Origin of the sequence: Acidovorax sp. HMWF029 (genome assembly GCF_003060895.1) — a bacterium.
Taxonomy (GTDB): domain Bacteria; phylum Pseudomonadota; class Gammaproteobacteria; order Burkholderiales; family Burkholderiaceae_C; genus Acidovorax.
Genome location: NZ_QAIH01000016.1, coordinates 1 through 4,414, shown reverse-complemented (window position 1 = coordinate 4,414; position 4,414 = coordinate 1). Strand labels below are relative to the sequence as shown.

Below are 4,414 nucleotides of genomic sequence, written 5' to 3'. Positions count from 1 at the left end.
GTGAAGGTGCTGGAGGTGACGCTGCGCACCCCAGCGGGCCTGCCCGCCATCGAAGCCATTGCGCGCAACCTGCCGGAGGCGGTGGTGGGCGTGGGCACGGTGCTCAACGCTGATGACGCCCGCCGTGCGAGCGAAGCCGGTGCGCGGTTTGCCGTGAGCCCTGGCTACACCGCCGAAGTCGGCAGCGCTTGCAAAGGCCTGAACCTGCCGCTGCTGCCGGGCGTAGCCACATCGAGCGAGATCATGGCCGCGCTGGCCGATGGGTTCTCGTTCCTCAAGCTCTTTCCGGCTGAGGCCGTGGGCGGCATTCCGCTGCTCAAGTCCTGGGCCAGTCCGTTTGGGCAGGTCAGCTTCTGCCCCACGGGCGGCATCACCAACACCACGGCGCCCAACTACCTGGCGCTGCCCAATGTGCGCTGCGTGGGCGGTTCGTGGCTCACACCAGCCGATGCGGTGAAGTCGGGCGACTGGGCGCGCATCACCGAGCTGGCCCGTGCCACGCAGGCCCTGCGCACGGGGGGTTGATGCAGAAAAAAACAAGTAAAAATGGCCGTTTCCGCCTGATGGTATTGCCTTTGTAGCTATAAAAAATATAGTAAATGGCTGCCGGTGAGCTGCGCGCCACCCACACCACGCGGCGGCGCCCGGATGGTGTCCATCCGGGTCTGACGCAGAGCCCCCCTATCATGGCGCGGGGGCTTGGTCCCCCATGTCGCTGGTTTGCTTTTTCAACCAAGAGAGGGAGTGCACTATGGATTTTGTTTCTGCTGTCAAAAGCTGCTTCGCGCAGTACGCGGGTTTTTCGGGCCGTGCGCCGCGCTCGGAGTTCTGGTGGTTTGCCCTGTTCCAGCTGGTGCTGTTGGTGGTTACCGGTTTTGTGAGCGAAGTGCTGTACGGCATTGTGGCGTTGGCACTGTTGTTGCCCGCCCTGGCTGTGGGTGCCCGTAGGTTGCATGACGTTGGGCGATCAGGCTGGTGGCAGTTGCTGTCGCTGACCGGGATTGGTTCGTTGGTGCTGATCTACTGGTGGGTGCAGCCCAGCGGCGACGATTGAACCAGCCACGCAGGTGCCCGTGCCCATCGCACGGCGCCACCAAAAAAATCAAAGCCCGCAGGCCGTGAGGTCTGCGGGCTTTTTTGCGGCGGGAGCTTTATAGCGCGGCAGCCTGCGAGAGGCGCACACCTTGTTGAGCAGGCCGCTTTGAACTTGAAATATCCGTTCGGGTTGAGCTCGTCGAAACCTTGCGCGCTGCCATGAAAAAAGCCCGCAGGCCGTGGGGCCTGCGGGCTTGGGGTGCAGAGCAGAGCCAGGGGCTCAACTGCCGGGCAATTACATGCCCATGCCGCCCATGCCACCCATGCCGCCCATGTCAGGCATGCCGCCACCAGCTGGGGCGTCATCCTTGGGGGCCTCAGCCACCATGGCTTCGGTCGTCAGCAGCAGCGATGCCACGGAGGCTGCGTTTTGCAGAGCGGTGCGGGTGACCTTTGTGGGGTCCAGAATGCCCAGCTCGAGCATGTCGCCGTACGTGTCGTTGGAGGCGTTGAAGCCGTAGTTGCCCTTGCCAGCCAACACAGCGTTCACCACGACGGAGGCTTCACCACCGGCGTTGTTCACGATTTCGCGCAGAGGCGCTTCGATGGCCTTGAGCACCAGCTTGATACCGGCTTCCTGGTCGGCGTTGTCGCCCTTGACCGAGTCGCCCACAGCTTGCTTGGCACGCAGCAGAGCCACGCCGCCACCAGCCACAACGCCTTCTTCCACAGCTGCGCGCGTTGCGTGCAGTGCGTCTTCCACGCGGGCCTTCTTTTCCTTCATTTCGACTTCGGTGGCAGCGCCCACCTTGATCACGGCCACACCGCCAGCCAGCTTGGCCACGCGCTCTTGCAGCTTTTCGCGGTCGTAGTCGGACGTGGCTTCTTCGATCTGCACGCGCACTTGCTTGACGCGGGCTTCGATGTCAGCGGCAGCGCCAGCGCCGTCGATGATGATGGTGTTTTCCTTGCCCACTTCGATGCGCTTGGCTTGGCCCAGGTCGGCCAGGGTCACCTTTTCGAGGGTCAGGCCCACTTCTTCAGCGATGACCTTGCCGCCCGTCAGGATGGCGATGTCTTCCAGCATGGCCTTGCGGCGGTCGCCGAAGCCAGGAGCCTTGACAGCCACAACCTTCAGGATGCCGCGGATGGTGTTGACCACCAGCGTAGCCAGGGCTTCGCCGTCAACTTCTTCGGCAATGATCAGCAGGGGACGGCCTGCCTTGGCGACTTGTTCCAGCGTGGGCAGCAGGTCGCGGATGTTGCTGATCTTCTTGTCGAACAGCAGCACGAAGGGGTTGTCCAGAATGGCGGATTGCTTTTCTGGGTTGTTGATGAAGTAGGGCGACAGGTAGCCGCGGTCAAACTGCATGCCTTCCACGACGTCCAGTTCGCTTTCCAGCGACTTGCCGTCTTCCACAGTGATCACGCCTTCCTTGCCAACCTTGTCCATGGCGTCAGCGATCAGCTTGCCGATGGTTTCGTCGGAGTTGGCGGAGATCGAACCCACTTGGGCGATTTCCTTGGAAGTGGTGGTGGGCTTGGAGGCCTTCTTCAGCTCGATCACCAGGGCTGCAACAGCCTTATCGATACCGCGCTTGAGGTCCATCGGGTTGATGCCGGCGGCCACGTACTTGAAGCCTTCGCGCACGATGGCTTGTGCCAGCACGGTGGCGGTGGTGGTGCCGTCACCAGCGTTGTCGCTGGTCTTGGAGGCCACTTCCTTCACGAGCTGGGCGCCCATGTTCTGCAGCTTGTCCTTGAGTTCGATTTCCTTGGCCACGGACACACCATCCTTGGTCACGGTGGGGGCGCCGAACGAGCGCTCCAGCACCACATTGCGGCCCTTGGGACCCAGCGTGACCTTGACCGCGTTGGCCAGGATGTTCACGCCTTCAACCATGCGGGCGCGGGCTTCGCCGCCGAAAACTACGTCTTTTGCTGCCATTTTGGAGCTCCTGAAAATATGATTCAAATTGGCTACTACCGCTTATCTGGTAAGCAGAAGTAGCTATGAAAAAGTGAGTGATTCAGAGGGGTGAGAAATTACTTCTCGACCACTGCGAACAAATCGTCTTCTTTCATGACCAGCAGCTCGTCGCCGTTGACCTTGACGGTCTGGCCCGAGTACTTGCCGAACAGCACGCGGTCGCCGACCTTCACGTTCAGGGCGAGCACTTCGCCCTTGTCGTTGCGCTTGCCGGGGCCGACAGCCAGCACTTCACCTTGATCGGGCTTTTCAGCTGCGTTGTCAGGGATCACGATGCCCGAGGCGGTCGTGGTTTCGCTTTCGATACGCTTGACGATCACGCGATCGTGCAGAGGGCGAAGGTTCATTGCAATGCTCCTGTTTTCAGTAAAAAAAGCCGATTAACTCAGCGCCTGGAGGCTCAGGCGCTACCAAACTTCCGGCAGTCGAAGCGGTGTTAGCACTCGTCTGCGGTGAGTGCTAATGATACGGTCATTTGTGGCCGTTTCAAGACACACCCGGCAAACACCTGGGGGTTTGTGCTGTGGGCAGCAGAACCCAAAGGCTGTGGCCATACCTGTCAACCCGGCTTCGGTGGGGTGGGTATAGGAGGCTTAAAAAACTAGAGTGCTTGGTGGCCTTGCGGGCCACTGTCCCTGTCCTGTGCGCGGAGAACCCTAGATGCCTCAATCTGCTTCCCCTTACTGCGAAACCGCTCGCCCGCAGCGCCGAAAGGGTGCTTGGGGTCGGCATCATGGGTTGCCGCGCCCCATGGGGCCGACCGATTTGCTTGCTGACATCCGTCGCTGGGGCGGGCGCTGGTTGTTGGGGGTAGCCGGTGGAGTGCTCGCGGCCTGCGGTGGCGGTGGCGACGGTGCCGTGCCCGCCCCGCCACCCGCTGCGGTGCTGCACCCGGTGGGTGGTCAGGTGTCCGGGCTTGCGGGCGTATTGGTGCTTGCTAATGGCACGCGTGGGGAGTGGACCATCACCGGCAGCGGCAGCTACACCACCCAGGTGGCGCAGGGCGAGCCCTATGACATCCAGGTACGCACGCAGCCCATCGGACAGACCTGCGTGGTGGAGAACGGAAGGGGCGTGGTGATGGGGCCAGTCACCAATGTGCTGGTCCGTTGCACCACCAATAACTACGCGGTGGGTGGGACTGTTGCGGGCCTGCTGGGCGCGCTGACCTTGCGTCTCAATGGCGCGTCCGACCTGGTACTGTCCGCTGACGGTGCATTCAGCTTTGCCCTGGCCGTGCCCCATGGCAGTGCCTATTCGGTGGCCGTGCAGGTGCAGCCCGTGGACCAGGCCTGCGAGGTCAATAACTCCACTGGTGTGGCATTGGCGCCGGTGACGCAGGTGCGGGTGAACTGCCGCACGATCGATGTGCCGCCCCCGCCACCGCCC

At 62.2% G+C, this 4,414-nt stretch carries 4 protein-coding genes and 1 pseudogene; 3 read left to right on the top strand and 2 right to left on the bottom strand.

What is annotated here, in order from left to right; all coding sequences use genetic code 11:
* Positions 1 to 525: bifunctional 4-hydroxy-2-oxoglutarate aldolase/2-dehydro-3-deoxy-phosphogluconate aldolase (gene eda, locus DBR12_RS01335; protein WP_108615611.1), on the top strand; the 525-nt coding region annotated here is incomplete at its 5' end.
* A 226-nt stretch (positions 526 to 751) separates the two neighbouring features.
* Positions 752 to 1,054: a DUF805 domain-containing protein gene (locus DBR12_RS01330; RefSeq protein WP_108615610.1), complete on the top strand. Its 303-nt coding sequence runs from the start codon at positions 752 to 754 to the stop codon at positions 1,052 to 1,054.
* A gap of 276 nt (positions 1,055 to 1,330) precedes the next feature.
* Here the strand turns inward: DBR12_RS01330 and groL are convergent, their stop codons facing one another.
* Entirely contained in the window at positions 1,331 to 2,983 is a 1,653-nt protein-coding gene (gene groL / locus DBR12_RS01325) for a chaperonin GroEL (protein WP_108615609.1), read from the bottom strand.
* Positions 2,984 to 3,081: 98 nt separating this feature from the next.
* Positions 3,082 to 3,372, bottom strand: a complete 291-nt coding sequence (locus DBR12_RS01320) for a co-chaperone GroES (RefSeq protein ID WP_108615608.1) — start codon at positions 3,370 to 3,372, stop codon at positions 3,082 to 3,084.
* A 403-nt stretch (positions 3,373 to 3,775) separates the two neighbouring features.
* Here DBR12_RS01320 and DBR12_RS01315 point away from each other — a divergent pair.
* Positions 3,776 to 4,414, top strand: a pseudogene (locus tag DBR12_RS01315) (hypothetical protein); the annotation flags it as partial.